The 15,257-nt window shown below is 58.9% G+C and carries 13 protein-coding genes, 1 other RNA gene and 1 pseudogene; 11 read left to right on the top strand and 4 right to left on the bottom strand.

Annotated features, from left to right (window positions below):
- Positions 1–112: 112 nt before the first annotated feature.
- The 8 genes and pseudogenes from AC06G5_RS03440 to AC06G5_RS03405 form a co-directional block, all read left to right on the top strand.
- Positions 113–1,807, top strand: coding sequence for a lactate permease LctP family transporter (locus AC06G5_RS03440; protein ID WP_414913289.1), 1,695 nt, complete (start codon positions 113–115; stop codon positions 1,805–1,807).
- 150 nt (positions 1,808–1,957) lie between these two features.
- Positions 1,958–2,782, top strand: coding sequence for a (Fe-S)-binding protein (locus AC06G5_RS03435; RefSeq protein WP_480458988.1), 825 nt, complete (start codon positions 1,958–1,960; stop codon positions 2,780–2,782).
- Positions 2,779–4,233 carry a LutB/LldF family L-lactate oxidation iron-sulfur protein gene (locus AC06G5_RS03430; RefSeq protein ID WP_480458987.1) on the top strand — a complete coding sequence of 485 codons (1,455 nt, stop codon included), beginning with the start codon at positions 2,779–2,781 and terminating at the stop codon, positions 4,231–4,233. Before AC06G5_RS03435 ends, AC06G5_RS03430 begins: the two co-directional genes overlap by 4 nt.
- On the top strand, positions 4,233–4,904 hold the full coding sequence (locus AC06G5_RS03425; RefSeq protein ID WP_480458986.1) for a LutC/YkgG family protein: 672 nt from the start codon (positions 4,233–4,235) through the stop codon (positions 4,902–4,904). Before AC06G5_RS03430 ends, AC06G5_RS03425 begins: the two co-directional genes overlap by 1 nt.
- Positions 4,901–7,711, top strand: coding sequence for an FAD-binding and (Fe-S)-binding domain-containing protein (locus tag AC06G5_RS03420; RefSeq protein WP_480458985.1), 2,811 nt, complete (start codon positions 4,901–4,903; stop codon positions 7,709–7,711). Before AC06G5_RS03425 ends, AC06G5_RS03420 begins: the two co-directional genes overlap by 4 nt.
- Before the next feature lie 128 nt (positions 7,712–7,839).
- Entirely contained in the window at positions 7,840–8,133 is a 294-nt protein-coding gene (locus tag AC06G5_RS03415) for a hypothetical protein (RefSeq protein WP_413421638.1), read from the top strand.
- A gap of 94 nt (positions 8,134–8,227) precedes the next feature.
- Positions 8,228–8,621, top strand: a transfer-messenger RNA (tmRNA) gene (gene ssrA, locus AC06G5_RS03410).
- Between the two features lie 187 nt (positions 8,622–8,808).
- Positions 8,809–9,522 (top strand): annotated as a pseudogene (locus tag AC06G5_RS03405) (phage integrase central domain-containing protein); the annotation flags it as partial.
- A gap of 66 nt (positions 9,523–9,588) precedes the next feature.
- On the opposite strand, the gene AC06G5_RS03400 reads toward AC06G5_RS03405, so the two are convergent.
- From AC06G5_RS03400 to AC06G5_RS03390, 3 genes are all read right to left on the bottom strand, one after another.
- Entirely contained in the window at positions 9,589–11,109 is a 1,521-nt protein-coding gene (locus tag AC06G5_RS03400; protein ID WP_480458984.1) for a DUF262 domain-containing protein, read from the bottom strand.
- Positions 11,106–11,849, bottom strand: coding sequence for a hypothetical protein (locus tag AC06G5_RS03395; protein ID WP_480458983.1), 744 nt, complete (start codon positions 11,847–11,849; stop codon positions 11,106–11,108). Before AC06G5_RS03395 ends, AC06G5_RS03400 begins: the two co-directional genes overlap by 4 nt.
- Before the next feature lie 610 nt (positions 11,850–12,459).
- Positions 12,460–12,723 carry a hypothetical protein gene (locus AC06G5_RS03390; RefSeq protein ID WP_413421662.1) on the bottom strand — a complete coding sequence of 88 codons (264 nt, stop codon included), beginning with the start codon at positions 12,721–12,723 and terminating at the stop codon, positions 12,460–12,462.
- A 294-nt stretch (positions 12,724–13,017) separates the two neighbouring features.
- Between AC06G5_RS03390 and AC06G5_RS03385 the strand changes: the two genes are divergently transcribed.
- The 3 genes from AC06G5_RS03385 (at position 13,018) to AC06G5_RS03375 (ending at position 14,266) form a co-directional block, all read left to right on the top strand.
- Positions 13,018–13,479 carry a cysteine hydrolase family protein gene (locus tag AC06G5_RS03385; protein ID WP_480458982.1) on the top strand — a complete coding sequence of 154 codons (462 nt, stop codon included), beginning with the start codon at positions 13,018–13,020 and terminating at the stop codon, positions 13,477–13,479.
- A gap of 174 nt (positions 13,480–13,653) precedes the next feature.
- Entirely contained in the window at positions 13,654–14,016 is a 363-nt protein-coding gene (locus AC06G5_RS03380; protein WP_413421666.1) for a DUF6124 family protein, read from the top strand.
- A 1-nt stretch (position 14,017) separates the two neighbouring features.
- Complete coding sequence (locus AC06G5_RS03375) at positions 14,018–14,266, top strand: hypothetical protein (RefSeq protein WP_413421668.1); 249 nt, start codon at positions 14,018–14,020, stop codon at positions 14,264–14,266.
- Between the two features lie 53 nt (positions 14,267–14,319).
- Here AC06G5_RS03375 and AC06G5_RS03370 read toward each other — a convergent pair whose 3' ends face one another.
- Complete coding sequence (locus AC06G5_RS03370) at positions 14,320–15,228, bottom strand: YeeE/YedE thiosulfate transporter family protein (protein WP_413703623.1); 909 nt, start codon at positions 15,226–15,228, stop codon at positions 14,320–14,322.
- Between the last annotated feature and the right edge of the window lie 29 nt (positions 15,229–15,257).

The raw sequence follows: 15,257 nt of genomic DNA, 5'->3' as shown, positions 1-15,257 counted from the left end.
CACACCGCCTACAAGGCTTTTACCCTAGCCAACAGCGATTGTAAATTGGTCTTACCAATTATCCAGGATCGCTGATCAGTGCCTGACCAACAACAATTAGGGGCCACCCCATATGCAAACCTGGCAACAGCTCTATACCCCGCTCGGCAGCCTCGGCCTGTCCGCACTCGCAGCCGTCATCCCCATCGTATTTTTCTTCCTGGCTTTGGCCGTGTTCCGCCTCAAAGGGCATGTCGCCGGCAGCATCACCCTGGCCTTATCGATATTGGTGGCGATCTTCGCCTTCCAGATGCCGGTCGACATGGCGTTCGCCGCCGCCGGATATGGCTTCGCCTATGGCCTGTGGCCGATTGCCTGGATCATTGTGGCAGCGGTGTTCCTCTACAAACTGACGGTCAAGAGTGGCCAGTTCGAAGTCATCCGCAGTTCGGTGCTGTCGATCACCGATGACCAGCGCCTGCAGGTCCTGCTGATCGGTTTCTGCTTCGGCGCCTTCCTCGAAGGTGCGGCCGGCTTTGGTGCACCGGTGGCGATTACCGCGGCCCTGCTGGTAGGACTGGGTTTCAACCCGTTGTACGCCGCCGGCTTGTGCCTGATCGCCAACACCGCGCCGGTAGCCTTCGGTGCCCTGGGCATTCCGATCATTGTCGCCGGGCAAGTGACCGGCATCGACGCCTTCAAGATCGGCGCCATGACCGGTCGCCAACTGCCGCTGCTGTCGCTGTTCGTGCCATTCTGGCTGGTGTTCATGATGGATGGCCTGCGCGGCGTGCGGGAAACCTGGCCGGCAGCCCTGGTGGCCGGCTTGAGCTTTGCCGTGACCCAGTACTTCACCTCGAACTTCATCGGCCCGGAACTGCCAGACATCACCTCGGCCCTGGCCAGCCTGATTTCCCTGACCCTGTTCCTGAAAGTCTGGCAACCGAAACGCGCCGCCGGCCAACACATCGTGGGGGCTGTATCGGCCTCAGTAGTAAGCGCCAGCGTCGGTGGTTTCGGTCAGAAGCGCACCACCGTGGCATCGCCCTACAGCCTCGGGGAAATTTTCAAGGCCTGGTCGCCGTTCCTGATTCTCACCGTACTGGTCACCATCTGGACCCTGAAGCCGTTCAAGGCCATGTTTGCCGCCGGCGGTTCGATGTACAGCTTCGTATTCAACTTCGCCATCCCGCACCTGGATCAAATGGTGATCAAGGTCGCACCGATCGTGACCGCGCCAACCGCCCTTCCGGCAGTGTTCAAACTCGACCCGATTTCCGCCACTGGCACGGCGATTTTCTTCTCGGCCCTGATCTCCATGCTGGTGCTGAAGATCAATATCAAAACTGGTCTGACCACTTTTAAAGAAACCTTCTACGAACTGCGCTGGCCGATCCTGTCCATCGGCATGGTGCTGGCCTTCGCCTTCGTCACCAACTACTCGGGCATGTCCTCGACCATGGCGCTGGTATTGGCAGGCACCGGCGCGGCGTTCCCGTTCTTCTCGCCGTTCCTCGGCTGGCTGGGCGTGTTCCTCACCGGTTCCGATACCTCGTCCAACGCCCTGTTCAGTTCGCTGCAAGCGACCACCGCACACCAGATCGGTGTCAACGACACCTTGCTGGTGGCGGCGAACACCAGCGGTGGCGTAACCGGCAAGATGATCTCGCCACAGTCGATCGCAGTGGCCTGCGCCGCAACCGGTCTGGTAGGCAAAGAATCGGATCTGTTCCGCTTCACCCTCAAGCACAGCCTATTCTTTGCAACGATTGTCGGCTTGATCACCCTGGCCCAGGCCTACTGGTTCACCGGCATGCTGGTGCACTAAGACTACAAGCGACATGGAAATAACCGACGCCGGTCCGTGATTCCGGCGTCAGCAATTCACAACCCGGTCTGTAAGGCTGCTGAAAGCAACTCTCTCTATATTCAGCAGCCTCAGCGGACGGATAACCGGGACCACCCGGAGACACGCCTGATGAGCGAGCTTTTTTACAACGCTGTGCCGAATGCGACCCGTGTCGCCCCGCCACTGCCCGAGCCTCGGCAATACCCCAGCGAGAAACCGTCACGGGTTTACCTGTTCGGGACCTGCGTGGTCGATCTGTTCTACCCCGAAGCCGGGATGGATGCGATCCACCTGCTGGAGCGCGAAGGCATTCGTGTCGAGTACCCGCAAGGGCAAAGCTGCTGCGGCCAACCGGCCTACACCTCGGGTTACACCGAGCAGGCACGGACCGTAGCGCGCTCGCAACTGGCGCTGTTCGCTGGCGACTACCCGGTGGTGGTGCCGTCGGGTTCCTGCGCGGGCATGCTGCGCGAGCATTACGCGGACTTGTTCAAGGACGAGCCGCAGACGTTGAAACAGGTTCAGGCGCTGGCCGCCAGAACCTACGAACTGGCCGAGTTCCTGTTGTTTGTCTGCAAGGTGCAGCTCAAGGACAACGGCGAACCGGTAAAAGTGGCGCTGCACACCTCGTGCTCGGCACGCCGTGAAATGAACACCCACCTGCACGGCCGCGAATTGTTGTCGCAGTTGAGCAATGTGGAGCGGGTCAATCACGATCACGAAAGTGAGTGCTGTGGCTTTGGCGGGACATTCAGCGTCCGTATGCCAGACATTTCCGGCGCAATGGTGGCTGACAAGACCCGGGCGTTGAAGGAGTCCGGCGCGCACAAGGTGTTGAGTGCCGACTGCGGTTGTTTGATGAACATCAACGGCTCGCTGGAAAAACAGCAGGAAGCGTTGCGCGGCCAGCACCTGGCCAGTTTCCTCTGGCAGCGTACCGGAGGTGCCCGATGAGCACTTCCACGATTATTCCTACGGTTGCCGTAGAAGAAGATTTCCGCACCCGCGCCCACAAAGCGCTGGGTGACGCGCAATTGCGAAACAACTTTCGCAAGGCGATGGATTCACTGATGAGCAAACGGGCAGCGGCTTTCAGCGATGCCCATGAAAGAGAACATTTACGCGCGCTGGGCAATGCAGTCCGTGCCCGCGCATTATCCAAGTTGCCCGAGCTGCTCGAGCAACTGGAACAGAACCTGACCCGCAACGGTGTGACAGTGCACTGGGCGGAAACGGTGGACGAAGCCAATGGCATCGTCCTCTCGATCATCCGCGCTCACGAGGGGCGGCAAGTGATCAAGGGCAAATCGATGGTCAGCGAAGAGATGGAGATGAACCATTTCCTCGAGGCTCAAGGCATTGAATGCCTGGAGTCCGACATGGGGGAATACATCGTCCAGCTCGACCACGAGAAGCCTTCACACATAATCATGCCGGCGATCCACAAGAATGCCGGTCAGGTCGCGTCCTTGTTCCACGACAAACTTGGGGTGGAGTACACCAAGGACGTTGACCAACTCATTCAGATCGGTCGCAAGGTCTTGCGGCAGAAATTCTTCGAAGCGGACATCGGCGTCTCCGGTGTCAATTTCGCCGTGGCCGAAACCGGCACCCTGCTGCTGGTGGAAAACGAAGGCAACGGCCGCATGACCACCACCGTGCCACCGGTGCACATCGCCGTCACCGGTATCGAAAAAGTCGTGGAAAACCTGCGCGATGTGGTGCCGCTGCTGTCGCTGCTGACCCGTTCGGCCCTGGGCATCCCGATCACCACGTACGTCAACATGATCTCCGGCCCACGCAAGGCGCATGAACTCGACGGCCCGCAGGAAGTGCACCTCGTGCTGCTCGACAATGGTCGCAGCCAGGCCTTTGCCGACAGCGAACTGCGCCAAACCCTGAACTGCATCCGCTGTGGCGCCTGCATGAATCATTGCCCGGTGTATACCCGAATCGGCGGCCATGCCTATGGAGAGGTTTACCCCGGCCCCATCGGAAAAATCATCACCCCGCACATGGTCGGCCTGGCGAAAGTCCCGGATCACCCGAGCGCGTCTTCGCTGTGCGGTGCCTGCGGGGAAGTCTGCCCGGTAAAAATCCCCATCCCTTCGCTGCTGCGGCGTCTGCGGGAAGAAAACGTCAAGGCCCCGGACAGCCCCAATCAAGTGATGCGAGGTCAGGGCAGCAAGTATTCGCGTAAGGAACGGTTCATCTGGAACGCCTGGGCGAAGCTCAACAGCTCGCCGACGCTGTATCGCCTGTTCGGCTTCTTCGCCACCCGTTTGCGCGCCCTCACGCCGAGCAATGTCGGCCCCTGGACGCAAAACCACAGCGCACCAAAACCCGCTGCCCGCTCGCTGCATGACATGGCCCGCGAACATTTGGCCAAACAGGGAGACCGCTGATGAGCGCCAAGCAAAATATCCTCGCCAAGCTGCGCAAAAGTCTGACAGGCACCACGCCGGTGGCCGACAACTTTGATGTCGACCTGGTAACCCAGCCTTACACCTACGCGCCTGAGCAACGCATTGCGCAACTGCGCAAACTGATGGAAGCGGTGCACACGGAAATCCATCTGACGTCCGGCGAAGAGTGGCCGACGCTACTCGCGCAATTGCTGCGGGACCGCCAGTTGCCGAGCCTGCTGATCGCACCCACCACGCCCCACGGTCAACGGATCACACAGCACTGGGCGAAACATCCCGGCCTGCCAATGCTCAAGGCCTACGACCGCCCGGTTGAGGAGTGGAAGGCCGAACTGTTCAACGACACCCCGGCAAGTCTGACCGGCACCCTCGGCGCCATCGCGGCAACCGGCAGCCTGATTATCTGGCCGACCCGGGAAGAACCGCGTTTGATGAGCCTCGCGCCACCGGTGCATTTCGCCCTGCTCAAGGCCAGCGAAATCCGCGACAACTTCTATCAGGTGCAGCAGGAGTTCGAATGGGCACAGGGCATGCCGACCAATGCATTGCTGGTGTCCGGCCCATCGAAAACCGCCGATATCGAGCAAGTGCTGGCGTACGGCGCCCACGGCCCGAAAGACCTGGTGGTGTTGATCCTGGAGGACCAATGAGTCTACCGGCCGCGTTCCTGCGTGATGTACAGCAGCTGATTCCTCAAGAGCGACGTTTCGACGACCCGCTGTCGACCCTGGCCTTCGGCACCGATGCCAGTTTCTATCGCTTGATTCCGCAACTGGTGATCCGCGTCGAGTCCGAAGACGAAGTGGTGGCACTGCTGCAACTGGCACAACGCGACCGGGTGCCGGTGACCTTCCGCGCCGCCGGTACCAGCTTGTCCGGTCAGGCGATCAGCGATTCGGTGCTGATCGTGCTGGGGGATAACTGGAACAGTCGCGAGATCCGCGGCCAGGGCGCGCAAATCCGCCTGCAACCCGGTGTGATCGGCGCCCAGGCCAACGCCTGGCTGGCGCCGTTCGGACGCAAGATCGGCCCCGACCCGGCCTCGATCAATGCCTGCAAGATCGGCGGCATCGTCGCCAACAATGCCAGCGGCATGTGCTGCGGCACGGCGCAAAATACCTATCACACCCTGGCCGGTATTCGCCTGGTGCTGGCCGATGGCAGTCGTCTCGACACTGAAGATGCCGCCAGCGTCGCGACGTTTCGCCAAAGCCACGCCGCCCTGCTGGAGCGCCTGGCGACACTGGGGCGCGAGACCCGCGCCAACGCCGAGCTGGCTGCGAGAATCCGCCACAAATACCGTCTGAAAAACACCACCGGCCTGTCACTCAATGCCCTGGTGGATTTCGACGAGCCTGTGGATATCTTGAGCCACTTGCTGGTGGGCTCCGAGGGCACGCTCGGGTTCATCAGTGCGGTGACCTACGACACAGTGATCGACCATCCGAACAAAGCCTCGGCCCTGATTGTGTTCCCCGATGTCGAGACCTGCTGCAACGCAGTCACCGTATTGAAAAGCCAACCGGTATCGGCCGTGGAACTGCTGGACCGCCGCAGCCTGCGTTCAGTGCAGGACAAACCCGGCATGCCGCCTTTCGTACAGCATCTGTCGAACAATGCCTGCGCCCTGCTGATCGAGTCCCGCGCCGCGTCGACCACCTTGCTGCACGAGCAACTGGCGCAGATCATGGCGTCGCTGCAGGCGTTCCCGGTGGAAAAGCAGGTCGATTTCACTGAAGACCCACAGGAAAACGCCCGCCTCTGGGCCATCCGCAAAGACACCTTCCCTGCCGTCGGCGCCGTGCGCAAGACCGGCACCACGGTGATCATCGAAGACGTCACCTTCCCGGTCGAGCAATTGGCCATCGGCGTCAACCGCCTGATCGAGCTGTTCGACAAACATCACTACGACGAAGCGATCCTTTTCGGACACGCACTGGAAGGCAATCTGCACTTCGTCTTTACCCAAGGCTTCAACAACGCGCAAGAAGTCGCACGCTATCAGGCGTTCATGGACGACGTGGCGCAACTGGTGGCAGTGGAGTTCGGTGGCTCACTGAAAGCCGAACACGGCACCGGACGCAACATGGCGCCATTCGTCGAGCTGGAATGGGGCAGCGATGCCTACCAGTTGATGTGGCAACTCAAGCGTCTGCTCGACCCCAACGGCATTCTCAACCCGGACGTGGTGCTCAGCGAAGACCCGCAGATCCACCTCAAGCACCTCAAGCCATTGCCGGCCGCCGACGAGATTGTGGACAAGTGCATCGAATGCGGCTTCTGCGAACCGGTCTGTCCGTCGAAAGGCCTGACCTTGAGCCCGCGCCAACGCATTGTGATCTGGCGCGACATTCAGGCGAAAAAACGCGCCGGCATCGATACTGCCGAACTCGAAGCCGCGTACGAATACCAGGGCATCGACACCTGTGCCGCCACCGGCCTGTGCGCGCAACGCTGCCCGGTCGGCATCAATACCGGCGAACTGGTGAAAAAGCTGCGCAGCCGAAAGGCAACGCATACGAAAACCGCCAACTGGCTTGAAGGACATTTCGCCACGGCACTGCAAGGGGCGCGTTTCACCCTGCACGTCGCCAATGGTGCGCGCCTGTTGCTGGGAGCGCCGCGACTGGCAAAGCTTTCCGCAACCGTGAGCAAACTGTCCAAAGGGCAAATCCCGCAGTGGACCAACGCCATGCCCCAGCCTGAACGGCCGATTCGCTTCAGCCCGGCGATCAGCGATGAGCGCCCGCGGGTGGTGTACCTGGCCGCGTGCGTATCTCGGGCCATGGGGCCGGCAGCTGGCGACAAGGAACAAATGTCGCTGCACGACAAGACCCGCGGCCTGCTGGAAAAGGCCGGTTATCAGGTGGTTTTCCCAGACAACCTGGACAGCCTGTGCTGCGGTCAGCCGTTCGCGTCCAAAGGTTACGCCGAGCAAGCAGAACACAAACGCCAGGAACTGATTGGCGCCTTGCTGCACGCCAGCCGCGGCGGGCTCGACCCGATCTACTGCGACACCAGCCCATGCACCTTGCGCCTGGTTCAGGACCTGGGCGAAGCCCGCCTGGACCTGTACGACCCGGTGCGCTTCATCCGCACGCACCTGATGGATCGCCTGGAGTTCACGCCACAGGAGGCACCCATCGCCGTACATGTGACCTGCAGCACCCAACACCTGGGGGAAAGCCAGGCGCTGATCGACCTGGCGCGCAAGTGCAGCAAAAACGTGGTCATTCCCGAAGGTATTCACTGCTGCGGCTTCGCTGGCGACAAGGGCTTCACCACGCCGCAGTTGAACGCCCATTCGCTGCGCACGCTCAAGGACGCGGTGCAGCAGTGCAGCGAGGGGATTTCCACCAGCCGTACCTGCGAGATCGGCCTGACACAACACGGCGGAATCGATTACCACGGGCTGGTCTATCTCGTGGATCGGGTCACCCGGGCGAGGGCCAACTGAAGAAAAATAGAACCCTGATGCGCTGCTGTAGTCCACCGATCAAGTCCTGCACATGTGGGACCTCCCCCAAACTCGGCAGCCCGTTCTGATGGCCAGCGATGCCTGGACCTCAGTTCAAGGAGATACACATGAAACGTTCTGTACTACTGTCAGGTCTGTTCGTTACTGCCTCACTGATAGCGTCTACCTCGTTTGCCGCCGGTGGCACAGAAGATCTCTGCGAAACCAATCTGCAAACCATCAACAATGCCAAGGCCCAGGTCCAGGCGCAGGAAATCCAGGCCCGGGTAGAAGCCAGCGTTCAGCAAGCCAAGGCTTATCAGGCACAAAAAACCAAGGAAGGGACGGAGAAATGCATCGCTGAAACCACCCAGACGATTCAGGAAATCCAGAAAGCCAGTAAAGACGGTAAAAGCTCGTAAGGCTTCAAGGCCAACCTTCGGGTTGGCCTTCCGGGTCGCATTGACGTACACTGTGCATGCCTGTTGCTCACTTGATTCAAAGAGCACCAGGCTCGGGGCCGTTTAGGATTCGACGCCGGTTGCGAAACTTTAGGTGCATGCCGAGTTGGTAACAGAACTCGTAAATCCACTGTTGCAACTTCCTATAGTTGCCAATGACGAAACCTACGGGGAATACGCTCTCGCTGCGTAAGCAGCCTTAGCCCTTCCCTCCTGGTACCTTCGGGTCCAGCAATCATCAGGGGATGTCTGTAAACCCAAAGTGATTGTCATATAGAACAGAATCGCCGTGCAGTACGTTGTGGACGAAGCGGCTAAAACTTACACAACTCGCCCAAAGCACCCTGCCCGTCGGGTCGCTGAGGGTTAACTTAATAGACACGGCTACGCATGTAGTACCGACAGCGGAGTACTGGCGGACGGGGGTTCAAATCCCCCCGGCTCCACCAAATGATCAATCAAAGACGTCCAAGGACGTCTTTTTTTGTGCCTGCGATCCAGTAAATACGCGGCCTCCAGCGCTTTTGCGGTCTTTTGAGATTTTTTGAGTTCCAGCCATTCAGGTATTCCAGGCGGTATTCCAGCCCATCCGGTGCTAATCTTTGGAATACCCAATCAGTGCCTGAGGACAATCTCATGCCTGCTCAAAACCTCCGCCTCTCCGATCGACAGCTCAAAGGAGTCAAACCCGCGTCCAAGGATTACGTCCTTACTGACGGTGACGGTTTGCAGCTTCGAGTACGCAGCAACGGCTCGTTGCTGTGGAATTTCAATTACCGCGAACCGGTGACCAAAAAGCGCATCAACATCGGCTTCGGGACCTACCCCGAACTGTCACTAGCGAACGCTCGAAAGATGGCAGTCGAAGCACGCGAGCTGCTCGCCCAAGGCATCGATCCGAAGGTGCGGCGCAATACTCTGAATGAGGCCAAGCGCGCAGAAACCGAACACACCTTCGAGAACGTGGCCACAGCCTGGTTCGAGCTCAAGAAAGACTCGGTCACCCCAGCCTACGCCGAGGACATTTGGCGATCGCTCACGCTGCACGTGCTTCCCGACTTGAAGACGACCCCTCTCGCGAAAATCACCGCGCCGATGGTGATCGAGTTGCTTCGTCCGATCGAAGCGAAAGGCAGCCTGGAGACGGTCAAGCGCCTTAGTCAGCGGCTTAACGAGATCATGACCTACGGAGTGAACTCCGGCCTGATCTTCGCCAACCCTATCAGCGGTATCAGGGCAGTATTCAAAAAGCCCAAGAAAGAGAACATGGCTGCGCTTCCACCCGAGGAGCTCCCCGAGCTGATGCTGGAGATCGCGAACGCCAGCATCAAACGCACGACCCGCTGCCTGGGCACGTTGAAGCACCAGGCCGCGTCGTCTTGATTAGCCAGCTGTTCCAAGGTGAAGAGACGGGAATCAATACGCATGGCGATCTTCCTGGCAAGCCTTCAAGTACGTTTCGAGCCATTGCGATTTACCCGCAAGGATCAAGCATTCGGAATCCAACTGCCCTTGATAGAATTCCAGGACTGCCCTCTTGTATCGTCCCTGCACACCCTGCCCTGTTGCTACCGTTTCGTTGGCATACGAAGACGCCACCACTTGTTGTCGGTGCTGAAGAAAGTCCAGCACCTGCTTCGGGTGGTAACTCTGGGCAATAACATCCAACAGGTTCAGCTCGGCCAGCCTAAAGAAATTGGCCGCAGTTTCCTGCTTGACCTGTTTTTTCTCCAAGCGAATCGCACCCAGCAAAAACTCCAAGCGCAGGGCAAAGGCGGTCAGTTGTTCAACTTCGAACTGATCGACATACATCAGGCTGCACAGCATGAAGATCTCGCGCAGGTACTCCTGGTTATTGCGCAGCAGCTGTTTGTAGATCGTGCGGAATGTGCTCACCTGCAGGCATGGCGCAGGATCATTCATCAGCCGTTGCAGCAACGCTGCGTACTTGTCTGCGTATAGAAAGAACCCAACACCTTCATGGATGGGCTGACGCAACGCCATGGGCAGGCTTGCAGGATTTTGACCGACTCGCAGCTGGCTGCCCTGCAGTACGTAATCGCCATCTCCCGCCAGAGTCATGCAGGACGCTAGCCGATTGTGCCGAGTCGCGTAGAGCGGCACGCTGTCAATGCGGCTACGGCTGTCGGCGACGTGGGGCCAAGTGTCACGCTGGAATTCTGCTAGGAGCAGTTCGTGCCTCCCCGCAGGCGTGTGCGATCCGCGCCAACGCCGCGCACGCCAGAGAAAACGATTGAATAAGTTAGGGGCGAAGTCCTGACCAGGGCTTAGCACCGCCGGGTGGCGTTGCAGGCTCTCCCAACGCTCCGCACAGTGCCGCTGCAGTGCTGCCTTGAGTTCAGTCTTCCCTTGCGCGTAGTCGATCGCACGCAGGTGATAGGCCTTGAGCAGGTCAGTGGCCTCCAAGCGCACCCCGCGGTTGTTCTGGGTGTCGAAAAAGGTGAAAGCGAGATCGGTGCTGTCCACTTCAATCACTGTCAGCCGTAGCCTTTCGATGATCTGCGGCGCAATCGCCTCCATTTGCTTCAATGCCTGCAACCCTTCAGCAATATGTCGCGCGGATTGGCCCGAATAGCTGAGTGCCTGCCCCACTGGCAACTTGCCGGTAGAGCGGTGGTACAACAGCGACAGCGCGGTGATACGCTGCTGACCATCGATAATGAACCGCTTCGACTGGCTTGCGTCGCGATGCAGTAATACGCCCCCCATGTAGTAAGGCAGGGTGATATCCGTCTGCTCTGCATACGCTGCGAGGTCACTGACCAATTGCGTCAGCTTATCCGGGCCCCAGACGAAACCACGCTGATAGCTGTCCAATGCCAATGGCCAATCGCTTGTATTCAGCAATTCGGCGAAAGGCAGAGTACTGACCCGAACAAGCGAATTCGGCTTGCTGGGTACAAGTTCCCAGCTCAATTTTCGTCCCAGCGTCTACGCAGCGTCCTGATCAGTGCGTTCCCACGCAACGCGCGACCGTCTGGCCCACAGAGCGCGACAGAACCTTCCGGCAACCCAAAGACTTCTTCGATCCTTGCCCGGATGGTGCTCACTTTTGCATCCGAGCGCGCGGCCCGATAGCGAGCCGCCTTCCGGTTGCCGATAACGACCGTCGAGTCTTCTTCCTGGTCATCCGAAGCCTCCAGGCCCTCAGCATCCCAGGCCTCTTCCGTTTCATCCTCATCGATAGGCTCGGCATCGTCGTCGACCTCTTCAGCCTCGTCAGCTTCAGCGGTCAGGTCAGCCAGTGTCTGGGCGTGGGAGTACCAAGTGCTGGCATCCTCTTGTTCCCACACCAAGCCATCCTGAACATGGAAAGTGCGCAAGGCTGCGGAAGACGGAATGTAATCGCTGAATCGCGACTTCACGGCTTGCAACCGTTCAAAGCCGGCCCCCAAGGCACGCAGCACCTTTTCTGGACCTGCAACCAGCAAAAACTCAGACCAGCACGGCTCGCGGAAATTGACGCTGACAGTACCGTACATATAGAGAGTCGCCCGAAGTGATGCGTCCTGCTCGGCCAATTGGGTGAGTACCTGCATCACCGTGCGGTAGATGCTGAAACCTGCGTCCTCGATGGACTGCGAATCGACCTCGACGGTGGGTAACGGCGATTTACTGTTGACGAACGCGAGCTCCGTCACCGATTTCTTGATCATTGCCTTCATTCCTTGAGCGGGACCTTGGATGGGCGTCACGAGCTGAGTTGCCAAGATTGCAAACGTTGGGATGAGCGCACAGAGCAGCGAGGGCCATCCCCTGCGGAAGCCGTATGGTTGCGGGAGCATAATGCCACCATTACATGATAAGACTCTACAATCCCTCGTCGAACCTGGCTTCATGCTTGGGGGGCGCCACCTGGAACAGCAGCGTCAAGCGAGATCAACTGCGTGACTGCGCCAACCTACTCGGCAAGCTGGCTCCGGTCATTATTCTGCTGATGCTGGATAACCCGGAAACATTGTGGGGTAATGCGCGTTATCCCGTAGTCGTTTAGCTCAGTGACCACGCTTGGGCCAGGAGTCGCCCGATAGCGGGCGACCGAACTGGTCACCGGCAAGCCAGGAACTTGTCGCGGTATTCCAATCGGTATTCCAGCTTAAAATACAAACCGGAAATCACCCCAATTAATCAATATGTTACTGGCCTGTTTCAAATTACACCGGCCCACCAATTGAGACACCAACGAAGCCCGCCCTGTGCGGGCTTTGTTGTTTCTGGCTGTATCGCAAACCCTGCAACCGTATGAAGCAGGCCTCACGCTAACGATCAGTACTTGATGTCCCGGGCTGTGCGACGGGTATCCTGCTTGGTACTGCGCTTGTCCTGGCGACATTCTACGTTGCTCTTGTCATTGCCCCTTCTACAGTCATCCTTGGTTTGCCGGGCAGCGGAGCGCCCTTCCTGCCTGGTATCGCGGGCCTCACGCCGTTGTTGACCCTGCTCGGTCGCGGACGCAGGTAGCGTCACCCACTGCACGCCAGCGGCGATGAGCAGCATTGCCAAGGCTTTCAAGTAGCGCTTGCGAATCATGATTTGTCTCCAATTCCATACCGCTCAATCGCTTCGTTCACTCACCGAAGAGCCCAGCGAAAACGTGCATTACATCGTACGCTCACAACTCACCAAACCACGTTGTGGTACGTAAAATCCGACGATAGGGTCGCATCAGCAGTCGCGCAATGGTTGTTATGTGCATGATTGCAATATGGACATCGCTAACGACCAGGCTTTGCATCTGGCTGCCCGCGAAGAGACCAGCGAGACCCTCCAGAATATGTTGCATCCACAGTCGCCTATCTCACGGCCATTTCCCCCGAGAAGCTCATGCGCCAAGCCCTCCTAATCATCGACGTTCAACCCGGCTTCGCCCCGCCGCAGTGGCTGGTCGACGGTATCCAGGCACTCATCGGAACCTTGCCCAGTGCCGCCACGGTCGAGCGTCATGATGAGTCCATCACCCCCTTTGAAAAACAGCTCGGCTGGCACCCCGCGCCGGACGATGACAGCCTGATCCCCGCCGACCGCATTTTCATCAAGCACGGCTACGCGCCCACAGCGCAAACCATCGACTACCTGAAAAGCCTGAACGTCGAGCGCGTGCTGGTCTGCGGCCTGCAGACCGAAACCTGCTGCCTGGCGGCGGGGTTTGCGTTGTTTGATGCGGGTTTACAGCCGACGTTGATTACGGATTTGACGGTAGGGTCATCGCTGGACCGGAGCGGCGGGTTAGGGGTCAGGCTTTGGGAACATCATTTCAAGCACACGGTGAGATCGAGTGACCTGTGATCGGTGCAACAACTTCACCGCGTCCTAGGACATTTCCCGCAAAACGCATCGCCTTTCATGAACTGGCGGGCGCTTCTTCTCGACGATAACCTTTACCGATCGCTGCAAATCAGCGATCAGTTTTGACAGACTGAAAACCGGGGCAGCTCCTATGAATTGACCAGGATCTCCATAATGAAAAAACACAGCCCCATCCCACAAGACTCTACATCTGATCCAACTACCAAAACACCCGACTTATCCAACCTCTCCAACACCACCGAACCCGCCATCAGCGCCCGCCTCCGCAACCCCAATCACCTCGACCCCATCAGCCACGTCTTCACCCTCCGCCCCAACATCGACACGCCGTCCCTGCTCACCCACGCCAGCGAAACCCTCGCCTCGCTCAACGTCATGAGCACCGACCTTGCCTGTGATCTTGAAAGTTCGCGTCGCAACATCGCCCTGGCAATCCAGCAGTTGGCCGTGCTGGCGCAATTGCTGGTGAATCGGGCGCTGGACAACGTCGCGCCACTTGATGAAGTGGAGGTTTGAGATGAATCGATACATGCCGATGAGCGGCATCGACTGCACCATCGCGTCGCTGCTGATCGACACCGAAGCGCCGCTGGATGTGCTGCATGAAACAGCCGCCTATCGCATTCGAACCGCGACGCAATTGCTGGAGAGTCTCGCGACTGACGAGGGTGTTTACAGCGAACTGGCGCGGGTGCTGGTCACGTCCCTGCGCGATGGATGCGATTTGCTGGATGTGGTTGGGCGGCGATTGCAGATGCAGGTTTGATCCTTGAAAAATGGACGGTCTCATAGAGGTCGTCCAACTCCAGAGCCGCGATTTCAAGCACGCAGCCGCTTAACCCCAACCCCCACCAATATCCCCAACACAATCGACACCAACGGCACCGTCCCCACCCAGGTCAGCGTCGGAAACACCAATAGAATCTGCGAGTCATTGCCACCCAGCATCATCGATGCGCCGGTCCCCATCAACACGCCCGCGAGCAGGTGCCTGCCCGCGGTCATCCCTGCGAACCGCTGATAGTTGAACGTGCGGCGATGCAACGTGTAACAGAGCATGCCAAGCATCAGCATGGCGAACACCGCCACACGCTGGGTAGTCAATGAGGTGTCGCCCGGGCCCCGGAACATTTGCGAGAGATCGTAGAAGAACACACTGGGCGTCCACAGCGGTTCGAAGGTGTAGAGGGCACTGGTCAGTGCGCCCAGCAGCAGGCTCGACAGCACCAGGTGTTTGTCGCCGTGAATCCGGATCAGGAACAGCAGAATCAGCAGCACGATGCCGATGGCCAGCCAGTAATGACGGCCAGTGATCATCGGCATTTGCAGCGCCCGCTGTTCGGTCAGCATGTTCAGGTGATGCCACAGCACGATCCCCAGTACCCAGCCGAGAATGGTGAAGGCCTTGTTTAGATTGCCGCTGGCGAGTTTGGTGAGAGTACCGACGCTGCATCCGTCGTTGAGCACCGAGGCAAGGCCGAACAGCACTCCGCCACCGACCAGTGCCAGATAGCCAACCTCAGGGATGAACAGCGGCTGACTGACGCCAGACAAGGCATAGACCGGCGCGAGCAACAGACCGAACAATCCGCAACTGATCAGCGACACGAACAGGGTTGGTCGGCGTTTGAGCAGCAGCCCCATGGCATTGACAAGGCACATGCCCATGCGCTGAGACACCCAGCCGATAAGGAACGCCAGCAGCAGTGAAACTGGCAATGAAAACACGGGCCTCCTTGTTTCCAGGTGGTGGCATC

The sequence above is a fragment of the Pseudomonas sp. WT-JTC genome (assembly GCF_056711565.1).
This window is presented reverse-complemented; position numbering and strand designations above follow the sequence as displayed.